At 66.6% G+C, this 16,956-nt stretch carries 17 protein-coding genes and 1 tRNA gene; 6 read left to right on the plus strand and 12 right to left on the minus strand.

Annotation, left to right across the window (positions count from 1 at the left end; genetic code table 11):
• Window positions 1-70 precede the first annotated feature (70 nt).
• A complete protein-coding gene (locus tag AC1D1S_RS04405; protein WP_476945748.1) occupies window positions 71-556 on the plus strand; it encodes an aminoacyl-tRNA deacylase in 486 nt (161 codons plus the stop codon).
• A 95-nt stretch (window positions 557-651) separates the two neighbouring features.
• On the opposite strand, the gene AC1D1S_RS04410 is transcribed toward AC1D1S_RS04405, so the two are convergent.
• The 10 genes from AC1D1S_RS04410 to AC1D1S_RS04455 all read right to left on the minus strand — a co-directional run bounded on the left by AC1D1S_RS04410 (window position 652) and on the right by AC1D1S_RS04455 (window position 9,589).
• Window positions 652-2,502: a bifunctional metallophosphatase/5'-nucleotidase gene (locus AC1D1S_RS04410; protein ID WP_476943997.1), complete on the minus strand. Its 1,851-nt coding sequence runs from the start codon at window positions 2,500-2,502 to the stop codon at window positions 652-654.
• A 241-nt stretch (window positions 2,503-2,743) separates the two neighbouring features.
• Window positions 2,744-3,115: a 50S ribosomal protein L7/L12 gene (gene rplL / locus AC1D1S_RS04415; protein WP_476993832.1), complete on the minus strand. Its 372-nt coding sequence runs from the start codon at window positions 3,113-3,115 to the stop codon at window positions 2,744-2,746.
• Between the two features lie 77 nt (window positions 3,116-3,192).
• Window positions 3,193-3,786 (minus strand): 50S ribosomal protein L10, encoded by a 594-nt coding sequence (rplJ, locus tag AC1D1S_RS04420; RefSeq protein ID WP_028276542.1) that lies wholly within the window; start codon window positions 3,784-3,786, stop codon window positions 3,193-3,195.
• Window positions 3,787-4,148: 362 nt separating this feature from the next.
• Window positions 4,149-5,258 carry a GNAT family N-acetyltransferase gene (locus AC1D1S_RS04425; protein WP_476993833.1) on the minus strand — a complete coding sequence of 370 codons (1,110 nt, stop codon included), beginning with the start codon at window positions 5,256-5,258 and terminating at the stop codon, window positions 4,149-4,151.
• Between the two features lie 167 nt (window positions 5,259-5,425).
• A complete protein-coding gene (locus AC1D1S_RS04430; protein WP_476993834.1) occupies window positions 5,426-6,565 on the minus strand; it encodes a GNAT family N-acetyltransferase in 1,140 nt (379 codons plus the stop codon).
• A 172-nt stretch (window positions 6,566-6,737) separates the two neighbouring features.
• Window positions 6,738-7,445, minus strand: coding sequence for a 50S ribosomal protein L1 (gene rplA / locus AC1D1S_RS04435; RefSeq protein WP_091251962.1), 708 nt, complete (start codon window positions 7,443-7,445; stop codon window positions 6,738-6,740).
• Window positions 7,446-7,629: 184 nt separating this feature from the next.
• Window positions 7,630-8,061, minus strand: a complete 432-nt coding sequence (gene rplK / locus AC1D1S_RS04440) for a 50S ribosomal protein L11 (protein ID WP_018773647.1) — start codon at window positions 8,059-8,061, stop codon at window positions 7,630-7,632.
• 129 nt (window positions 8,062-8,190) lie between these two features.
• Window positions 8,191-9,039 (minus strand): transcription termination/antitermination protein NusG, encoded by an 849-nt coding sequence (nusG, locus tag AC1D1S_RS04445; protein ID WP_476993835.1) that lies wholly within the window; start codon window positions 9,037-9,039, stop codon window positions 8,191-8,193.
• 113 nt (window positions 9,040-9,152) lie between these two features.
• Window positions 9,153-9,437, minus strand: a complete 285-nt coding sequence (gene secE / locus AC1D1S_RS04450; RefSeq protein WP_026266472.1) for a preprotein translocase subunit SecE — start codon at window positions 9,435-9,437, stop codon at window positions 9,153-9,155.
• 79 nt (window positions 9,438-9,516) lie between these two features.
• Window positions 9,517-9,589: transfer RNA gene (locus tag AC1D1S_RS04455), tRNA-Trp, on the minus strand.
• 277 nt (window positions 9,590-9,866) lie between these two features.
• On the opposite strand from AC1D1S_RS04455, the gene AC1D1S_RS04460 reads away from it, so the two are divergent.
• Complete coding sequence (locus tag AC1D1S_RS04460; RefSeq protein WP_243181093.1) at window positions 9,867-11,084, plus strand: pyridoxal phosphate-dependent aminotransferase; 1,218 nt, start codon at window positions 9,867-9,869, stop codon at window positions 11,082-11,084.
• A 235-nt stretch (window positions 11,085-11,319) separates the two neighbouring features.
• Here AC1D1S_RS04460 and AC1D1S_RS04465 read toward each other — a convergent pair whose 3' ends face one another.
• Both AC1D1S_RS04465 and AC1D1S_RS04470 read right to left on the minus strand, forming a co-directional pair.
• The gene (locus AC1D1S_RS04465) at window positions 11,320-11,952 is read right to left on the minus strand and encodes a LuxR C-terminal-related transcriptional regulator (RefSeq protein WP_243181155.1); all 633 of its coding nucleotides are present in this window, start codon (window positions 11,950-11,952) and stop codon (window positions 11,320-11,322) included.
• Window positions 11,953-12,017: 65 nt separating this feature from the next.
• Window positions 12,018-13,400, minus strand: coding sequence for an ATP-binding protein (locus AC1D1S_RS04470; RefSeq protein ID WP_476993836.1), 1,383 nt, complete (start codon window positions 13,398-13,400; stop codon window positions 12,018-12,020).
• Between the two features lie 124 nt (window positions 13,401-13,524).
• On the opposite strand from AC1D1S_RS04470, the gene AC1D1S_RS04475 reads away from it, so the two are divergent.
• From AC1D1S_RS04475 to AC1D1S_RS04490, 4 genes are all read left to right on the plus strand, one after another.
• Window positions 13,525-15,144, plus strand: a complete 1,620-nt coding sequence (locus AC1D1S_RS04475) for a PspC domain-containing protein (RefSeq protein WP_476993837.1) — start codon at window positions 13,525-13,527, stop codon at window positions 15,142-15,144.
• Between the two features lies 1 nt (window position 15,145).
• Window positions 15,146-15,409 (plus strand): hypothetical protein, encoded by a 264-nt coding sequence (locus AC1D1S_RS04480; RefSeq protein ID WP_028276533.1) that lies wholly within the window; start codon window positions 15,146-15,148, stop codon window positions 15,407-15,409.
• Window positions 15,410-15,412: 3 nt separating this feature from the next.
• A complete protein-coding gene (locus tag AC1D1S_RS04485) occupies window positions 15,413-15,667 on the plus strand; it encodes a PspC domain-containing protein (protein ID WP_028276532.1) in 255 nt (84 codons plus the stop codon).
• A 229-nt stretch (window positions 15,668-15,896) separates the two neighbouring features.
• Window positions 15,897-16,922 carry a 6-phosphofructokinase gene (locus AC1D1S_RS04490; RefSeq protein ID WP_476993838.1) on the plus strand — a complete coding sequence of 342 codons (1,026 nt, stop codon included), beginning with the start codon at window positions 15,897-15,899 and terminating at the stop codon, window positions 16,920-16,922.
• Window positions 16,923-16,956 lie beyond the last annotated feature (34 nt).

Genomic DNA, 16,956 nt, shown 5'->3' on the forward strand with positions numbered 1-16,956 from the left:
GGCGGGCCCGGACCACTGGGCGGCCGGGCGGACCGGGCGCCGCCGACAGGAGTCAGGAAGGTTTGACGCGATGCCAGAGCAGAAAACAACCAGCGGCCGCGAACGGTTCCTCGCCGACGCCGCGGCGCGGGGGCTGGACGTGGAGATCGTCGAACGCCTCGCCGCCCGCAGCCTTGAGGAGGCGGCCGGTATCCTCGGGATCCGGCCCGCGGATATCGTGAAGTCGCTCGTGGTCAAGCACAAGGACGGCAGTTTCCTGTTCGCACTGGTCCCCGGCGACCGGCAGATTTCCTGGCCCAAGCTGCGGGCGCTGCTGGGCGTCAACAAGCTCTCGCTGCCGACGGCGGATACGGCTTTCGAGGCCACCGGGTACGAGCGCGGGACCATCACGCCGCTCGGCAGCATCCGCCCCTGGCCCGTCTACGCCGACCAGACCATCACGGGCCGTCGGATCTCCATGGGCGCCGGCGAACATGGCTACAGCGCGTTCGTGGACGCGGACGCCCTGACGGCGGCGCTGGGCGCCGTCGTCGCCGACATCACTGAGCCCAACTAGCCCGCCCGGGTTAACAGCAACGCGGGGTCACTTCCGGCCCATCCCGACCGCCGGGATGGGCGCAAAGTGACCCCGCCTTGTTGTTGGAGTTGGGGTTAGGCGGTGACCGTCAGTGGCGTCCCGTTGACGGTGAGCCGCCAGTTGGCCTGGCTGAACACGGCGACGTCCAGGGTGCCGCGGTCCACGACATAGTCGATGATGCGCTGCCGGATCTCCTGCTGGCTGTTCGAGAGCACCGGCGCGTTCTTCACGGCCGGGAAGTTGCCTCCGCCGCTCTGCCGGTAGTTGTTGATGGCCAAAGCAAATTCCTGCTCGGGCGCCAGCGGCTGGCCGCCGTAGCTGAGCTTGGCGATCCGGTCCCCCGCCGGCCGGGCGAGGTCGATCTCATAGTTCAGCGGTGCGTCCAGTCCGTAGACGACGTCGTAGTTGTAGTCGGGCGTGCCGTTCGGGGCCGTAGCCGTCACAGCGTTGGTGACGTCCTGGGCCCTGGCCGTGGTGGCGGTCACCGGTTTGAAGTACTGGGCGGACCACTCCAGGTATGCCTTGACCTGCGCGCCGGTGACCTTGATGGCGAGCAGCGTGTTGTCGAAGATGTAAAGTCCTGCGACATCGCGGATGGTCAGCGGCCCGGCCTTGACGTCCACAGCACGGGAGAACGCCGCCGCAATGGACAATACGGGCAGCCCTGCCGCGGGAGTGTTGGCCAGCTCGGCCTTGACTGTGCTGGCCTGGACGTAATTAATGGCGTCGATCGCGGCGGAGTCCTCCCAGCAGGCGGTGGCCGTGCTGAGCGGCGCCGTGGAAGTTCCGATGACCTCGTTGACGTAGTTCACCGTGGCCTCGTGCCCGGCCTGAACGGCCCGGACGACRGCGGGATCGGGGGCGACGGTCTTGGCGTCCAAAAGGAGCGAATGCGCCGCGGTGACGGTCCACTGCCCTTTTTCCTTGACGAGTTCGAGGTCCATGACGGAGACGCGCATGCCCCACTTGAGCGGCTCGGTCAGGAGCACCTGCTTGCCCGTGGCCTTGTTCGTGACGAAGCGCTCGGGGATCTCCAGGTGGGCGTGCCCGACGAGGATGGCGTCGATGCCCGGGACTTCCTCTGCCAGCTGGGTGGACGCGTTCTCGGGAAAGGGCAGGGCGTCACCGTAGGAGGACCCTGGAGTCGCCCCCGAATGGCTCGTGACGATCACGACGTCGGCCCCAGATGCTTTCACCTGCGGGATGACGGTTCTGGCCTCTTCTACGATGCCGTTGAAATCGAGCTTGCCCTCGACGTTGTCCCGGTCCCAGAGTGCGCAGCCCGGCGTCACCAGGCCGACGAGGCCGACCGTCAGCCAGCCGCTGTCCGTCTTGATCCGCTTCAGGACGTAGGGGGTGAAGGCTCGCCCGCCCGACACGGCGTCGTGCACATTGGCGCCCAACAGCGGGAAGTCCAGCTGCCGCTCCCAGGTGCGCAGAAGCCCAATGCCGTAGTTGAACTCGTGGTTGCCCAGCCCCACGGCGTCGTAGCCGATCGCGTTCATGGCCAGCGCCATGGGGTGTTTCACGGTTGCCGAGATGGGGTAGATCTTGGCGAAGTAGTAGGCCAGGGGCGTGCCCTGGATGGTGTCGCCGGCGTCTATGGTCAGGGTGCTGGCCGCGCCGCGCTCGGCCCGCATGGCGTTGATCAGGGTCGCGGCCTGGGCAATCCCGATCTTGTTCCCGGCGGCGTCGGCATAGGGGACGTTCTTGAAGTAGTCCCAGTTGAAGACGTTGTTGTGCAGATCCGTGGTGCCGAGCACCGTCAGGGTGAACTGATTCTTGGCAGTCGCCCTGCCACTGGCTTCGCCGGCGACGGCCTGCGCCGCCGGGGCTCCGGCCAGCGCGGCGGCGGCCGCGCCGCCACCCACGAGGGCTGCGGCGAGCATGGCGCGGCGGGAGGGGGAAGTGTTCGGGTCCGTCATTGTGGGTGAACTCCTGAGCGTTGGGGGCCGGTGGGCACAAATCCAAAGTCTAGGGTCGCGCCATCAAGTGCGACAGGGGTATCAGAAAAACTTTGCCGAATCCTTGGGTATCGTTCACCGGCGCCGGCTTCCGGCCCGGGCGATTCGGGTTTCCGGTCCGGGAACGCAGGAAACCCCGCCCACTGAGTGGACGGGGTTTCCTTTGAGCAGTGCGGACCGCGATTGATCCGGACGGCGGGTATTACTTGAGGGTAACGCGGGCGCCAGCTTCTTCGAGCTGAGCCTTTGCCTTCTCGGCAGCTTCCTTGGTGGCGCCTTCGAGAACAGCCTTGGGAGCGCTGTCAACCAGGTCCTTGGCTTCCTTGAGGCCCAGGSMGGTGATGGCGCGRACTTCCTTGATCACTGCGATCTTCTTGTCGCCAGCAGCTTCGAGGATGACGTCGAAGTCAGTCTTCTCTTCAGCTTCTTCTGCAGCAGCGGCGGGGCCGGCAACGGCAACAGCAGCAGCAGTAACTTCGAAGGTCTCTTCGAAGAGCTTGACGAACTCGGAGAGCTCGATGATGGTCAGTTCCTTGAAAGCTTCAATGAGCTCTTCGTTGGTGAGCTTCGCCATGGTGTGGCGTCCTTCCTATAATGGTGCGCGGCGGCCCTGAGGCTCGCTGTGACACCGGAGTCTTATGGAGAAGAGGACTAGTTCTCTTCGGGGGCTGCGGCTTCGGCCGGTGCTTCGGCCTCGGCTGCTGCATCTGCTGCGGGAGCTTCTTCAGCGGCGGGTGCTTCGGCTGCTGCCGGGGCACCGTTCTCTTCTTCAAGCTTGAGGCGCAGTGCGTCGATGATGCGTACAGCAGCGGCAGCAGGAGCCTTGAGGATCCCTGCAACCTTGGCGAGCTGCAGCTCACGGGACTCGAGTGCTGCCAGGGCAGCTACTTCGCTGGCGTTCAGTGCCTTGCCCTCGAAGTAACCGGTCTTGATGACCAGCTGCTTGTTGGCCTTGGCAAAATCCGTCAGGCTCTTGGCAGCTGCAACTGCGTCACCCTTGATGAACGCGATTGCAGTGGGGCCGGCGAGCTGACCGTCGAATGCTTCGACACCAGCTTCCTTGGCTGCAATGGCGGTCAGGGTGTTCTTGACGACCGAGAACTTGGTTTCCTGGCCGAGAGAGACACGCAGCTGCTTGAGCTGTGCAACGGTGAGCCCGCGGTATTCGGTCAGGACAGCGGCGTTCGATTCCTTGAAATCGTTAGTGATCTCAGCTACTGCTGAAACCTTGCTAGGCGTTGCCATAACCCTCCTTCCGGGGATAGTGCCGGTACGTCCGGGTCCCCGCTCAAAAGAGCTAAAACTAAAAAACGCCCCGCGCAGATGCACGGGGCTTGTCTCGACGCGGTCCATGACCGCGGAGCTTTGCTTCGTTCACCTGCGCCGGCCGCCCTATGTTCAGGGTCCTTCGTCCGGAAATCCACTGCGCTCTCCCGGCGCGACTGCAGAAGTGAGTCTTGCTTGGGAGAGTGGATTTCCAACAACCGACGGTCTTTGGTCCTCCAAGCTTACGGGACACGGCGCGCGTGTTCCAAATCGGGCCCGGCGGGCAGGGGCAGCGCAGGACTTCAGCGAAAGACTTCAGCGCCCGACGTCGGCCCGGGACCTCAGCTGACAGCCGGTCCGAAGTTGGGGAGTTCTTTTTGCCAGAGACCCGTCACTCCCGCCGTCGTGAAGCCGAGCTGCTGGTTGACCTTCAGCAGGTAGCGGTTCTCCGGAGCGTTCCACGTGTACAGGACCCGGGCGTCCGGGAACTGTTCGCTGAGCCGTTCCATATTGGCGACCTTGATCAGCAGCCCGAGCTTGTTGCCGCGGTGTTCCTGCAGCACCACCGTGTCGTCCTGGAAGACGACGTCCGGGCGCAGGGCCAGGACACTGATGGTGGTCAGGCCCACGAGCGTTCCGCTGGCGATGTGCTCGACGGCGGTGACCACCGTCCGGCGGCCCTGGGCTATGGTGACTTCCTCCGCTTCCCGGAGGATGCCGCCGTCGAACACCATTTCCTGGGCATCCGGCCCCGGCACTTCGTCCTCGCCTGCCTGGTTTTCCAGCGCGGCGACGGCCTCGAGCCACTGGTCAGGACACCGGTCCGTCCAGTGGTGCAGACGGTAGCGGCCGGCATTGGCTTCCTCGGCCTCGGCCTCGAGGTCGGCGACGAGCTTGGTGTCCAGCGGCAACGCACAGGAGCTGAACTGCTCTATGTGCTGCAGGGTGTAGCCGGTATGGCGGGCAAATTCCACGTCACGGCTGCCCAACGGGACGAACCCGACGCCGCTGCCGGGCACGAGCTGTTCGGCCTCCGGGTCCGTCAGGGTTGATCCCGGGTGGTTGGTGTCGATCAGGATCGTGTGTCGGCCCTCGTCCCGGGCGAAATGTTCGGCGGCCGCCAGCAGCTGCCTCCCCACGCCCTGGCGCCGGAATTCCGGCAGGATGTCGAGCGTGAATTCGGCGAGATCGAGGTTGTCCACGAGCGGCAGGGCGATGTCCGCCGTCCCGACAATCACGCCGTCGATCTTGGCGACGAGGATCACCTGACGTTCGTAGGGGTCCGCCATCTCAAGCAGCTTTTCCTGCGGCGCGTAGGCGAGGTCGTCGGTGMCCCAGGTCTGCATCCGGACCCTGCGCCCCACCTCGATCGCGGCGAGAAAGTCGGCGGCATCGGGCGCGTCAAGGGAATCGGGGATCCACAGCTGCTCAATCCGTACATCGTTTGCCATAGAGGGCATCTTCCCAGCCGTTGTGCCACCCACCATCGGTACGGCCCGGCTCAAACCGGGCTTTCAACCGCCAGCATATGCTGGTTTGGGCCGCTGTTCCATTGGTGACGCCGGGCAGTTTCCGCTCCAGCCGGCGCCCTGCAGCTTCTGCCCCAGCCGGCGCCCGGTCAGTTCCGGATCTCACTGCCGGTGGCTGCGCCCGCGGCGGCAGCGGTCCGCTGCCACTCGCCGTCGTAGCCCGCCGGCTTGAAGCCCAGCGCSAYGTTGATGCCGAGCATGTGGTCGTTTTCGGCGGCGTTGTATGTCAGGACGCGCCGGACCGCGGGGTACGACTCCCGCAGCAGGCGCAGGTTGCGGATCTTGATGAGCATGCCAAGCCGGTGGCCGCGGTGGCCCACCGCGACGAGGGTGTCGTCCTGGTTGGCCAGCCATGGCTTGTCGGCTGTTGTCTGCAGGACGGTATAGGCGGCCAGTTCGCCGCTGGCCCGGTGCTGTGCCGCCACCACGAGGGCGGACTGGCCGGCGCGCCGCCAGGTGTCCTCGACGTGGCGGACGCGGGCGACGTCCCAGATTTCCGCCTCGTAGCTCAGCGCTCCGGAGGGGGCGTCGGTGCTCATGCGGGACATGAGCACCGCGAGCTGGGCGGCATGTTCCTCCGGGCAGGAGTCGGTCCAGTGCAGCAGTTCATAGTCCCCCGCGCGGGCCAGGGCGTCCCGTTCCAGGGCGTCGAGGTCCGCGGCGGTCGGGACGTCGAGCGAACTGAACCGTTCGACCTGCTCCAGGCGGTAGCCGGCTTTTCCGGCGAAACGGACACCCGGCGCGCCGGCGGGCAGCGCTCCGGTCCCCGTGGCGGGCTTGATGAGGTTGGTGCCATCGACGTCGAAATCGGCCGGGTGCTCCGTGAAGGTCTGCAGGATGGGCCGCCCGTCGGCGGCGGCCAGCGCCTCGGCGTGCACCAGCAGTGCCCGGCCGATCCCCCGCCCGGCGAAGGCATCCAGGACGCCCACGTGCAGCAGTGCACTGCCCAGATTCTCCTGCAGTTCACAGCGGACCCAGGAGTTGGCCGCCATGCGCCCGTCGACGCGGACGAAGAAGAGCCGCAGCCGGGTGTACGCCGTGTCCCGCCAGTACTGCAGGCGGGCCGCCGCGGACGATGCCCGGTCCAGGTTGCCCCAGGTCTGCAGGATGAGCTCATCGCAGAGTTCCATGAATTCGAGGAACTCCGCCGTGTCAGCGGCATCGGTGTCAGCGGCATCAAGGCTGGCGGGCAGGGAGAGTTCCTCGATGAGGTACGACGGCGTAGTCACCGGGACAGCCTAACCGGCAAGTCCGGCGGCACCAAGGGTCCCGGATGCCAAGCTTTGCGCACGCCACGGGTCCCGGCGCAGGACGGCAAAAGGCCGCCCCGCAGTTGCGGGACGGCCTTTGGCTGGAACCGGCGACGTCAGCGACGCCGCAGTTCCGTGGATCCGGTGAGGACTAGACCTCGGTCAGGACCTTGGTGACGTTGGGGTCAACCGAGATGCCCGGGCCGAACGTGGTCGCCACGGTGGCCTTCTGGATGTAGCGGCCCTTGGAAGCGGACGGCTTGAGGCGGAGGACCTCTTCCAGTGCGGCTGCGTAGTTCTCGGCCAGCTTGATGGCGTCGAACGAAACCTTGCCGATGATGAAGTGCAGGTTTGAGTGCTTGTCGACGCGGAAGTCGATCTTGCCGCCCTTGATGTCGTTGACGGCCTTGGCGACGTCAGCGGTCACGGTGCCGGTCTTCGGGTTCGGCATCAGGTTACGCGGACCCAGGACCTTACCGAGGCGGCCAACCTTGCCCATGAGGTCAGGGGTGGCGACGGCGGCATCGAAGTCGGTCCAGCCGGCGGCGATCTTTTCGATCAGGTCATCGGAACCAACGAAGTCGGCGCCGGCCGCGATTGCAGCCTCAGCCTTGTCGCCCGTTGCGAAGACGAGGACGCGGGCGACCTTACCGGTGCCGTGCGGCAGGTTGACGGTGCCGCGGACCATCTGGTCGGCCTTACGCGGGTCAACGCCGAGGCGGAAAGCGACCTCAACGGTGGCGTCGAACTTGGACGGGTTGGTGTCCTTGGCGAGCGTCACTGCCTCGAACGGCGCGTAGAACTTCTCCGCGTCGATCTTGGCCGCGGCTGCCTCATATGCTTTGCTGCGCTTTGCCATGCTGCTTATTTCTCCTTGTGCAGTTGTGGTCTGCGGACCGCGCTGGGCCCTGCCACAGGCGGCATTCCGGCTGGTGTATCCGTTCCGGAATTCCGCTGTTCATTGTTTAGGTGGTGCCGGCTGGCCGGCGGTGCTGACGGCGTCGTGACCGGTTTCCCGATCCCGGCGCATCAGCGGTGGGGAATTAACCCTCGACGGTGATACCCATGGAGCGGGCGGTGCCGGCGATGATCTTCGCTGCGCCTTCGAGGCTGGTGGCGTTGAGGTCTTCCATCTTGGTGGTGGCGATCTCGTTGACCTGGGCCTGGGTCAGCTTGGCAACCTTGACGGTGTGCGGGGTAGCCGAACCCTTGGCGACGCCTGCAGCCTTTTTGATGAGCTCTGCAGCCGGCGGGGTCTTGGTGATGAACGTGAAGGAACGGTCCTCGTAGACCGTGATTTCCACGGGGATAACGTTGCCGCGCTGGGCTTCCGTCGCAGCGTTGTACGCCTTGCAGAATTCCATGATGTTGACACCGTGCTGGCCGAGCGCAGGACCGATCGGCGGGGCCGGGTTAGCGGCACCTGCCTGGATCTGCAGCTTGATGAGGCCGGTGACCTTCTTCTTGGGAGCCAATGTAGGTCCTTCTCTCAAATACGTCCTGGGGCACAGGAGCGTGCCTCAGGTTGGTGGCCGCCATGGCAAGGCGGCCGGCCGCTCCGTGGCTGCTAAGCGGGCAGCCCGGGGCGAATTCTTAGGGAACAGCTAGATCTTGCTGACCTGGTTGAACGCCAGGGTGACCGGAGTCTCGCGCTCGAAGATGGACACCAGCACCACGAGGGTCTGGGAATCGATCTTGATCTCGGAGATCGTGGCGGGGAGGGTCTCGAACGGGCCTTCCTTGACGATGACCGACTCGCCAACCTCGAAGTCGACGTCGACCTGTGCGGCGGCGTGCTTGACCGGCTTTCCCTTCTCGGCCTGCTCTTCTTCGAAGACCGGCGCGAGCATGGAGAAGACCTCATCGAGGCGGAGCGGGACCGGGTTGTGGGCGTTGCCCACGAAGCCGGTGACACCGGGGGTGTGGCGGACGGCGCCCCAGGAAGCGTCGGTCAGGTCCATGCGGACCAGGACATAACCGGGGATGCGGACACGGTTGATGACCTTGCGCTGGGCGTTCTTGATCTCAACGACTTCCTCCATCGGAACCTGGATTTCGAAGATGTAATCTTCCATGTCCAGGGTCTGGATGCGGGTCTCAAGGTTGGCCTTGACGCGGTTCTCGTAGCCTGCGTAGGAGTGAATGACGTACCAGTCACCCTCCTGGCGGCGCAGCTTGGCTTTGAACTCGTCCGCGGGGTCGACGTCGGCCTTGGCGGCCGCCGCTGCCAGCGCGTCGGCGTCAGCCTCATCAGTGTCGGTGTCAGCCTCATCAGCGTCGGCTGCATCAGCGTCGGCGTCGTCTGCCGCTTCTTCTTCCGTGGCTACGGCCTCGTCAGTGACGTCGRATTCGGGCGCAGCAGACACAGCCTCGGACTCTTCCGCGGCTTCCACCGCGGCGTCCTGGCTCTTATCCAGCTCAGTCTCAGTTACCTCGAGCTCCTGCTCAGACACTTGGTCTCCTGCTTCCTCATTGCCTAACATGCCTATTTAAATGACTCAATTCCGCACACCCCGCGGAATCTCCGGTTTCCCGGGGCATCCACGCAGTCTGCGGACCGGTCGCCTTAGCTGTCCGTGGGGGCGCTGCCGCCGAAGACCCAGCTGACCGCGGTCCCAAAGGCCAGGTCCAGCAAGGTGACGATCACCATCATGATGGTCACGAACACCAGTACCACGAGCGTGTAGTTGATCAGTTCTTTACGGGTCGGTGCGACGACCTTCTTCAGTTCGCCAATGACCTGGCGGATGAAGATCGCGATACGAGCGAAGAAGCCGGGCTTGGCGGCATTCTTGGCGGGGCGGCCTTTGGAGCTGCTGGCAGCTGTTTCGGTCACCTGGTCCTCACTCATCCTCGCAATGATCGGATACCCGGCTCTGAACTGAACCATGGTTGCTGCGCTGGTTCCGGATAATCCGGAACAGCATGCGCAGGGCAGACAGGACTCGAACCTGCAACCTGCGGTTTTGGAGACCGCTGCGCTACCAATTGCGCCACTACCCTTCGGGGAGAAAAACCGCTCCGGCCGATGCGTCCCACAGGCTTCCCTGAGGCGCAGGCCATCATCGTGTTTTCAACACCGGAGAACCAGTCTACGCAACAACTGCGCCTACGTCGAACCGGCCCTCTTCCGGACCCCTGCGTGCCTGCGAAAACCAACTGACAGCCGTCAGTCACATTCGGGTTCAGGCACCCCGGGGGATCCGCTGAACAGCATAGAGTAGATTTCGTCGAATCCCATATCCAGCCTTCCAGCTGCAAGCGAAGAACGGACCCGCCCATGTCTGCTGCCCGCATTTCCCAGCGCATTTCCGCCATAGCCGAATCCGCCACTCTGGCCGTCGATGCCAAGGCGAAGGCGCTGAAGGCAGCCGGCCGTCCGGTCATTGGCTTCGGTGCCGGGGAACCCGACTTCCCGACCCCCGGCTACATTGTGCAGGCCGCCATCGAGGCCGCCAGCCAACCGAAATACCACCGCTACTCCCCCGCCGGCGGGCTCCCCGAACTGAAGCAGGCCATCGCGGACAAGACCTTCCGGGATTCGGGCTACCAGGCGGCGGCGTCCCAGGTGCTGGTGACCAACGGCGGCAAGCAGGCCGTCTACAACACCTTCGCCACCCTGCTGGATCCGGGCGACGAGGTCATTGTTCCGACCCCGTTTTGGACCACGTACCCGGAGGCCATCCGGCTGGCCGGCGGCGTGCCGGTGGAGGTCTTCGCTGGCCCGGAGCAGGGCTACCTGGTCACCGTGGACCAGCTGGAAGCGTCCCTTACCGAGCGCACCAAGATCCTGCTCTTCGTCTCCCCTTCCAACCCCACCGGCGCCGTGTACTCGCCGGAGCAGGTCAAGGAGATCGGCCAGTGGGCAGCGTCCAAGGGCCTGTGGGTTGTCACCGACGAGATCTACGAACACCTGACCTACGACGGCGTGCCGTTCACCTCGATCGCCACCGCGGTGCCCGAGCTCGGCGACAAGGTGGTCATCCTCAACGGCGTCGCCAAGACYTAYGCSATGACCGGCTGGCGCGTGGGCTGGATGATCGGSCCSGCGGACGTCATCAARGCCGCCACCAACCTGCAGTCGCACGCSACSTCGAACGTSTCCAACATCCCCCAGGTCGCCGCCCTCGCTGCTGTGTCCGGGCCGCTGACCGCCGTCGATGAGATGAAGGTGGCATTCGACCGCCGCCGCAAGGCGATCGTCGCGGGTCTGAACGCGATTGACGGCGTTGACTGCCCGACGCCGAAGGGCGCGTTCTACGTGTACGCGGACGTCCGCGCGCTGCTGGGCAAGGAGTTCCCGTCTGCGAACGGCCCGGTGCGGCCGGCCACCTCTGCCGAACTCGCGGCGCTGATCCTGGACGAGGTCGAGGTGGCTGTGGTTCCCGGCGAGGCGTTCGGCCCGTCCGGCTACCTGCGCCTGTCCTATGCACTCGGCGACGACGACCTGGCCACGGGCGTCGCCCGCCTGCAGGACTTCCTCGGCAAGGCGAAGTAGTAACCTACCAAACGCTCCCGCAGGTCCTGCACCATTCCTACTGACGCTCCCGCAGGTCCTGCAGCATACATTCCCGACGCTCCCGCAGAACGGACGAGCGCCCGCCGCATTACCGCACCACCTGCGGAAGCGTCGGGCCTAAAAGCGCCTGAAGTGCGGGAGCGCCCTGGTTTTAGGCGCCGGACGTGCGGGAGCGTCCGGGTTTTAGGCGCCGGACTTGCGGGAGCGTTTGTCGTTAAAGGAGGCGGCGCTCGGCGGCCCAGCGGGTCAGCTCGTGGCGGCTGGAGAGCTGGAGTTTGCGCAGCACGGCCGAGACGTGGGTTTCAACGGTCTTGATCGAGATGAACAGTCCTTTGGCCACCTCCTTGTAGCTGTAGCCGCGGGCGATAAGGCGCATCACTTCGAGTTCCCGCGCCGAGAGCTTGTCGAGCTCGTCGTCGGCGATGTCCGCGGGGGCCGTGCCGAACGCGTCCAGGACGAAGCCCGCCAGCCGGGGTGAGAAGACGGCGTCGCCGCCGGCCACGCGGCGGACGGCGCCGCTGATCTCCGCGCCGGAGATGGTCTTGGTGACATAGCCGCGCGCGCCGGCCCGGATCACGGACACCACATCTTCTGCCGCGTCGGAGACGCTCAGCGCCAGGAACCGCGTGGTGCCCAGCAGGGGCGCCGAGCCGGCCAGGACCTCGCGTCCGCCGCCACCCCGGCCGCCGGGAAGATGGACGTCAAGGAGCACGACGTCGGGGCGCTGGACTGCGATGACGGCGATTGCCTCCTCCACCGTTCCGGCCTCCCCCGCGACGACGATGTCCGGGTCCAGGTCCGCCTTCAACCCGGAGCGGAAGATGGCGTGGTCGTCCACGATCACCACTCGAATCGGGGCGGGGCTTCCTTGCACAGGGTTTCGTTGCACAGGGTTTCCTGACGTTGGGCTGGTCACGGTTTGGCCTCTCCGTTGGCGTTGTTGGCGGCGGCCGCGGCAGTTCCGGCAGAGGCGGCGGCGATGGGCAGCCGGAGCCGCACTTCGGTGCCGTCCGGGCTGCTGGTGATCGCGGCGGTGCCGCCGTGGCGGTTCATCCGGCCGATGATCGATTCCCTGACGCCGAGCCTGTCCGGGGGAACGGAATCCGGATCGAAGCCCGGGCCCCGGTCCTTGACGAAAACTTCCGCGGCGGCGTCGGTGACTTCCAGGTACACGGACACGGCGCCGCCGCCGTGCCGGGCGGCGTTCAGCATGGCCTCTCGGGATGCCTGGACGAGGGCCTCGTGGCGTTGGGTCATGGCGCAGTCCCCCACGCTGACCACCTCGACGGCGTTTCCCAGGGCGTCCTCGACCTCGGCTGCGGCGGCCTTGATGCCGTCGGACAGCTGGCCGGATTCCTTGTCGGAGTCCCGGTACAGCCAGCCACGCAGCTCGCGCTCCTGCGCGCGGGCCAGCCTGATGACATCGTGCTCGTTGGCGGCCCGGCGTTGGATCAGGGCGAGGGTCTGCAGCACGGAGTCATGGAGGTGGGCGGCGATCTCGGCACGCTCGGTGGCGCGGACCCGCCCCGCGCGCTCGGTTTCCAGGTCGCGCCAGAACTTCAGCCCCCATGGCAGGAGCACCAGGGCCACGCCGCCGAGCACGGCCACCGAGGCCAGGAGGGCGAGCCAGGTCTGTTCCCAGGACCCCGAGCCGGACACCATGACCAGCACCCCGGCCACGACGAGGGCGAGCCCGGCCGCGAGGCGGGCCCAGCCGCCGGCCTGGTCCGCTTTGGTCTTGTCCACGAGCCCCGCCCGGCGGGTCTCGTCCAGTTGCATCCAGGCGATCGCGGCACCGCCCAGGATCGCAGCGACCGGGATCAGGGTTCCCAGCGGCACGTCAACCCCAACGAGCCGGGCGATCAGGATCCCGGCGGCCAGCAACAGGCCCGCGCCCAGCAGGATCTCCTTGCCGAAGGGCATGCCGGAGACTTTGGACCGCCAGGACCCCGGCGCCGCCTTCGTTGGCGTTCCACTGGTTCCGGGAGCTCCCGGCATGCCGGGGGCGTCGGACAGGTTTGCGACGCCCGGGGTGTCCGGGAAGCTCACTGCCGGAGCGATGGGCGACGCCGGGCGGCGGGCGGTGCGCCGGGCGTTTTCATCCGCCGTGGGGACCATGATCCAAAGCCAGGCGTAGAAGGCCACCCCGGCCCCGCCGGCGAGCGCGGCCACTGCCATGCCGATCCTGACCATGCGCACCGGCCAGCCCAGGTGGTTGGCGAGGCCCGCGCACACGCCGGCAATCACGCGGTCGCTGCTGCGGACCAGCGGCGGGCGGGCGGGCGCGGTTGTCATGCCTCAATCCAAGCACGGATCGGGGTTTCCCGGACGCGTTTGAGGGCCCAACCGGGGGCCACTCAGGGACCGTTCAGGGTGTTCCCCAGTAGAGGCCGGCATCGGGAACGGGAAGGATCGAAGTATGAACCCGCACACTCCGCACCCCGATGAAGGCCCGGCCTCCGCAGACCGGCCGGCCACGGATCTATCCCGCCCCGAACTTCCAGAATCGGAACTTCCAGAACCGGAACGTACCGAACCCGAACGCCCCGCCGCAGACCTTCCGCACACGGAACGTTCCGTCCCCGAACTTCCAGGCACGGGCCAGCCCGCTCCGGCCTTCTCCGGGCCGGGCGGCGCGCCGCCGGAGCCGCCGCGGCTTTACCCGCCCGGCGATCCGAATGGGCCGTTGCCCGGCCGGCAAACCCAGAATTTCTTCGACTGGATCCGCAGCCAGGGCATTTACCGCGGACGCGACCGCTGGATCGGCGGCGTGGCCAGCGGCATAGCCCACCGGCTCGGCGTCGACCCGCTGATTATCCGCGGCGTCCTGATCGTCCTGACCGTCTTCGCCGGAATTGGCGTTCTCGCCTACGGCCTGGCCTGGGCCTTGCTGCCCGAACCCGACGGCCGCATTCACGTCCAKGAGGCCGCCGCAGGGCGGTGGACGGCCGGCATGACCGGCGCGCTCATCACCTCGGTCATCGGTTTCCCCAGCCTGGGCACCGGGGTCTGGGGCTGGGACCGCTTCGGCTTTGGCGCCTTCGTCTGGACCGTCTTCTGGGTGGGCGGGGCCATCTACCTCGTCTACTACCTGACCCAACGCAACAAGATCCGGGACGGGGCCACTGCCATGCCGTCGCATTACGACTCCGGCAGCCCGGCCGGCGCCGCGGCTTTTGCGGCTAGCCCCCGCACCGCCGCCGGGCCGCCATCGGCAGGCAGCTTCCCGCAGGGCAGCGGCCGGACATATGGCGACCTGGCTGACAGCTCTCGAGTCACCGGCACCGGTCCGGACTGGGGTCCGCCCCCGCCGTCGGGACCCATTGCGTCCGGCCCAGTACCGCCCGGCCCTGTTCCCCCAGACGGCTACGGACCGGGGTCCGGCGCCACACCGCCCGCACCGGCCGCGCGCAACCTTGGCCCGGGCGCTCCGGCGGTCGCCATCACCGTCGGCTCCGCCCTCCTGGTGGGCGGGAGCATCAAGGCCCTCGACGCAGCCAACGTGATCGATCTCGGCGATGCCGGCAACGCGCTGGTCTGGGCCTTCGGCGCGGCCATCCTGGGCCTCGGGATCCTGTTTGCAGGGCTGCGGGGCCGGACCTCCGGGATCCTGGGCTTCTTCTCAGTCGTGGCCCTGCTGATCGGCGCCATTTTCAGCGTGGTCCCCCACGGGGACCGGTTCCGCTTCCAGAACGCCGACTGGGCTCCGGCGAGCATTCAGCAGGCCCAAGGCGGCTTCGAGATCACCGGCGGCGCCGGAACCGTGGACCTGACCAAGCTGGCGCTGAATCCGCCCCTGGGCTCCGATGTCGTAGTTCCGATCGACGCGACGGCCAGCAACCTCACAGTCGTCATCCCCGCCACCGTTCCGGTGCACGTCCAGGCGGACATGACCATGGGCAACCTCCACGACGGCAACCAGGACCGCGGCGGCATGACGACGCAGCAAAGCGACTACAACACCGCAAAACCGGGCGCCCGGCTGGTCCTGGAGATCTCCGGCACCGTCAGCAACGTGACCATCAAGGAAGGCAACTGACATGAGCAGCTATGACGACTCGCCGCTGGCCGACGCCGGGCACGACCCCGAAGCGGGTTCGCCCGCCCGGGTGGGCACAGTGGTCTGGGGACTGACAGTGGTGGCATTGGCCGCACTGATCATCATTTCCCGGCTCGGCCTCGTGGCCCTCAACGGCACCTATGTGCTGATCGGCCTGATGATCGGGGCAGGGGGCGCCCTGGTCGTGGGCGGCCTGGTCTCGGCGCGCAGGCGTGACAATAAGTCAACTACAGGGAAGTCTTGAGCCATGGATAAATTCTTCGACACCATCCGGGGCCTCGGCCTGAAACGTGGTCCGCAGCGCTGGGTTGGCGGCGTTTGCGGCGGGGTTGCCGCCAAACTGAACGTTGATGTGGCCTATGTCCGGATCGCCTATCTGCTCCTGAGCCTGCTCCCTGGCCCGGCGTTCGTGGTCTACCTCGCGGCCTGGCTCCTCCTCCCGGACCAGCGCAACGCAATCGTCCTCCAAAGCTTCCTCTCGAAGCGTTCCTCCCGGCCCTGACATCCGTCACCGGCCGTCCAATCACAGGCCGGCCACTCACAGGCCGGGCCGGCCCGGCGGCAACCTTCCCCGGTAGCTGCCCCGCACCACGAAAAGGTGCCCCCGCCATCATGGCGGGGGCACCTTTTGTAACCGTTTGTGTCCTGCCCCACACCCGCCACTAGACTCTAGGGTGAGCTCAGCGTGGCGCTCTGCCTGTACCCCTTCAAACCAGGATTTGAGCCAAGACATGAAAATTGGAATCCTCACCAGCGGCGGAGACTGCCCCGGCCTGAACGCCGTCATCCGTGGCGCCGTCCTCAAAGGAATCGCGGTCCACGGCCAGCAGTTCGTAGGATTCAAGGATGGCTGGCGCGGCGTTGTCGAGGGCGACATCGTGGAAATTCCCCGCACCATGGTCCGCGGCATCGCCAAGCAGGGCGGCACCATCCTGGGCACGTCCCGAACCAACCCGTTTGAGAACGGCGGCGGTCCCGAGGTCATCAAAGCCAACATKGACCGGCTCGGGATCGACGCCATCATCGCCATCGGCGGCGAAGGCACCCTGGCCGCCGCAAAGCGGCTCACCGACGCCGGCCTCAAAATCGTGGGCGTGCCCAAGACGGTCGACAACGACCTGGACGCCACGGACTACACCTTCGGCTTCGACACGGCCGTGGAAATCGCCACCGAGGCAATCGACCGGCTGCGCACCACCGGAGAGTCCCACCACCGCTGCATGATTGCCGAAGTCATGGGACGGCATGTGGGCTGGATCGCCTTGCACGCCGGAATGGCCTCGGGCGCCCACGCCATCCTGATCCCGGAACAGAAGGCCTCCATGGAACAGATCGCCGAGTGGGTCGTCTCCGCCCACGACCGTGGCCGCGCCCCGCTGCTCGTCGTCGCCGAGGGGTTTGTGCCCGAAGGCCAGGAGTCCCCGCATTCGGAGCGCGGCCTCGACACCTTTGGCCGGCCCCGCCTCGGCGGCATCGCCGAAATGCTTGCCCCCGAACTGGAGGCCCGCACCGGCATCGAGACCCGTGCGACGGTCCTTGGCCACATCCAGCGCGGTGGCGTCCCGACGGCGTTCGACCGGGTCCTGGCCACCCGCCTGGGCATGGCCGCCATCGATTCGGTAGTGGAAAAGCGCTGGGGCACCATGGTGTCGCTGCACGGCACGGATATTGTGCATGTCGGTTTCGACGCCGCACTCGGCAACCTCAAGTCCGTACCGCAGAGCCGCTACGACGAGGCCGCAGTCCTCTTCGGCTAAGCGGGACAACACCGGCGGGGTCCGGCTCGGCGCG

It is taken from the genome of Arthrobacter sp. P1_A5 (genome assembly GCF_056406825.1).

What these genes read in the sequence shown, in the direction of transcription:
- AC1D1S_RS04405 (WP_476945748.1), top strand. Translation starts at nt 71, where the DNA reads ATGCCAGAGCAGAAAACAACCAGCGGCCGCGAACGGTTCCTCGCCGAC.
- rplJ (WP_028276542.1), bottom strand. Translation starts at nt 3,786, where the DNA reads ATGGCAACGCCTAGCAAGGTTTCAGCAGTAGCTGAGATCACTAACGAT.
- rplA (WP_091251962.1), bottom strand. Translation starts at nt 7,445, where the DNA reads ATGGCAAAGCGCAGCAAAGCATATGAGGCAGCCGCGGCCAAGATCGAC.
- secE (WP_026266472.1), bottom strand. Translation starts at nt 9,437, where the DNA reads ATGAGTGAGGACCAGGTGACCGAAACAGCTGCCAGCAGCTCCAAAGGC.
- AC1D1S_RS04470 (WP_476993836.1), bottom strand. Translation starts at nt 13,400, where the DNA reads ATGACAACCGCGCCCGCCCGCCCGCCGCTGGTCCGCAGCAGCGACCGC.
- AC1D1S_RS04480 (WP_028276533.1), top strand. Translation starts at nt 15,146, where the DNA reads ATGAGCAGCTATGACGACTCGCCGCTGGCCGACGCCGGGCACGACCCC.
- AC1D1S_RS04485 (WP_028276532.1), top strand. Translation starts at nt 15,413, where the DNA reads ATGGATAAATTCTTCGACACCATCCGGGGCCTCGGCCTGAAACGTGGT.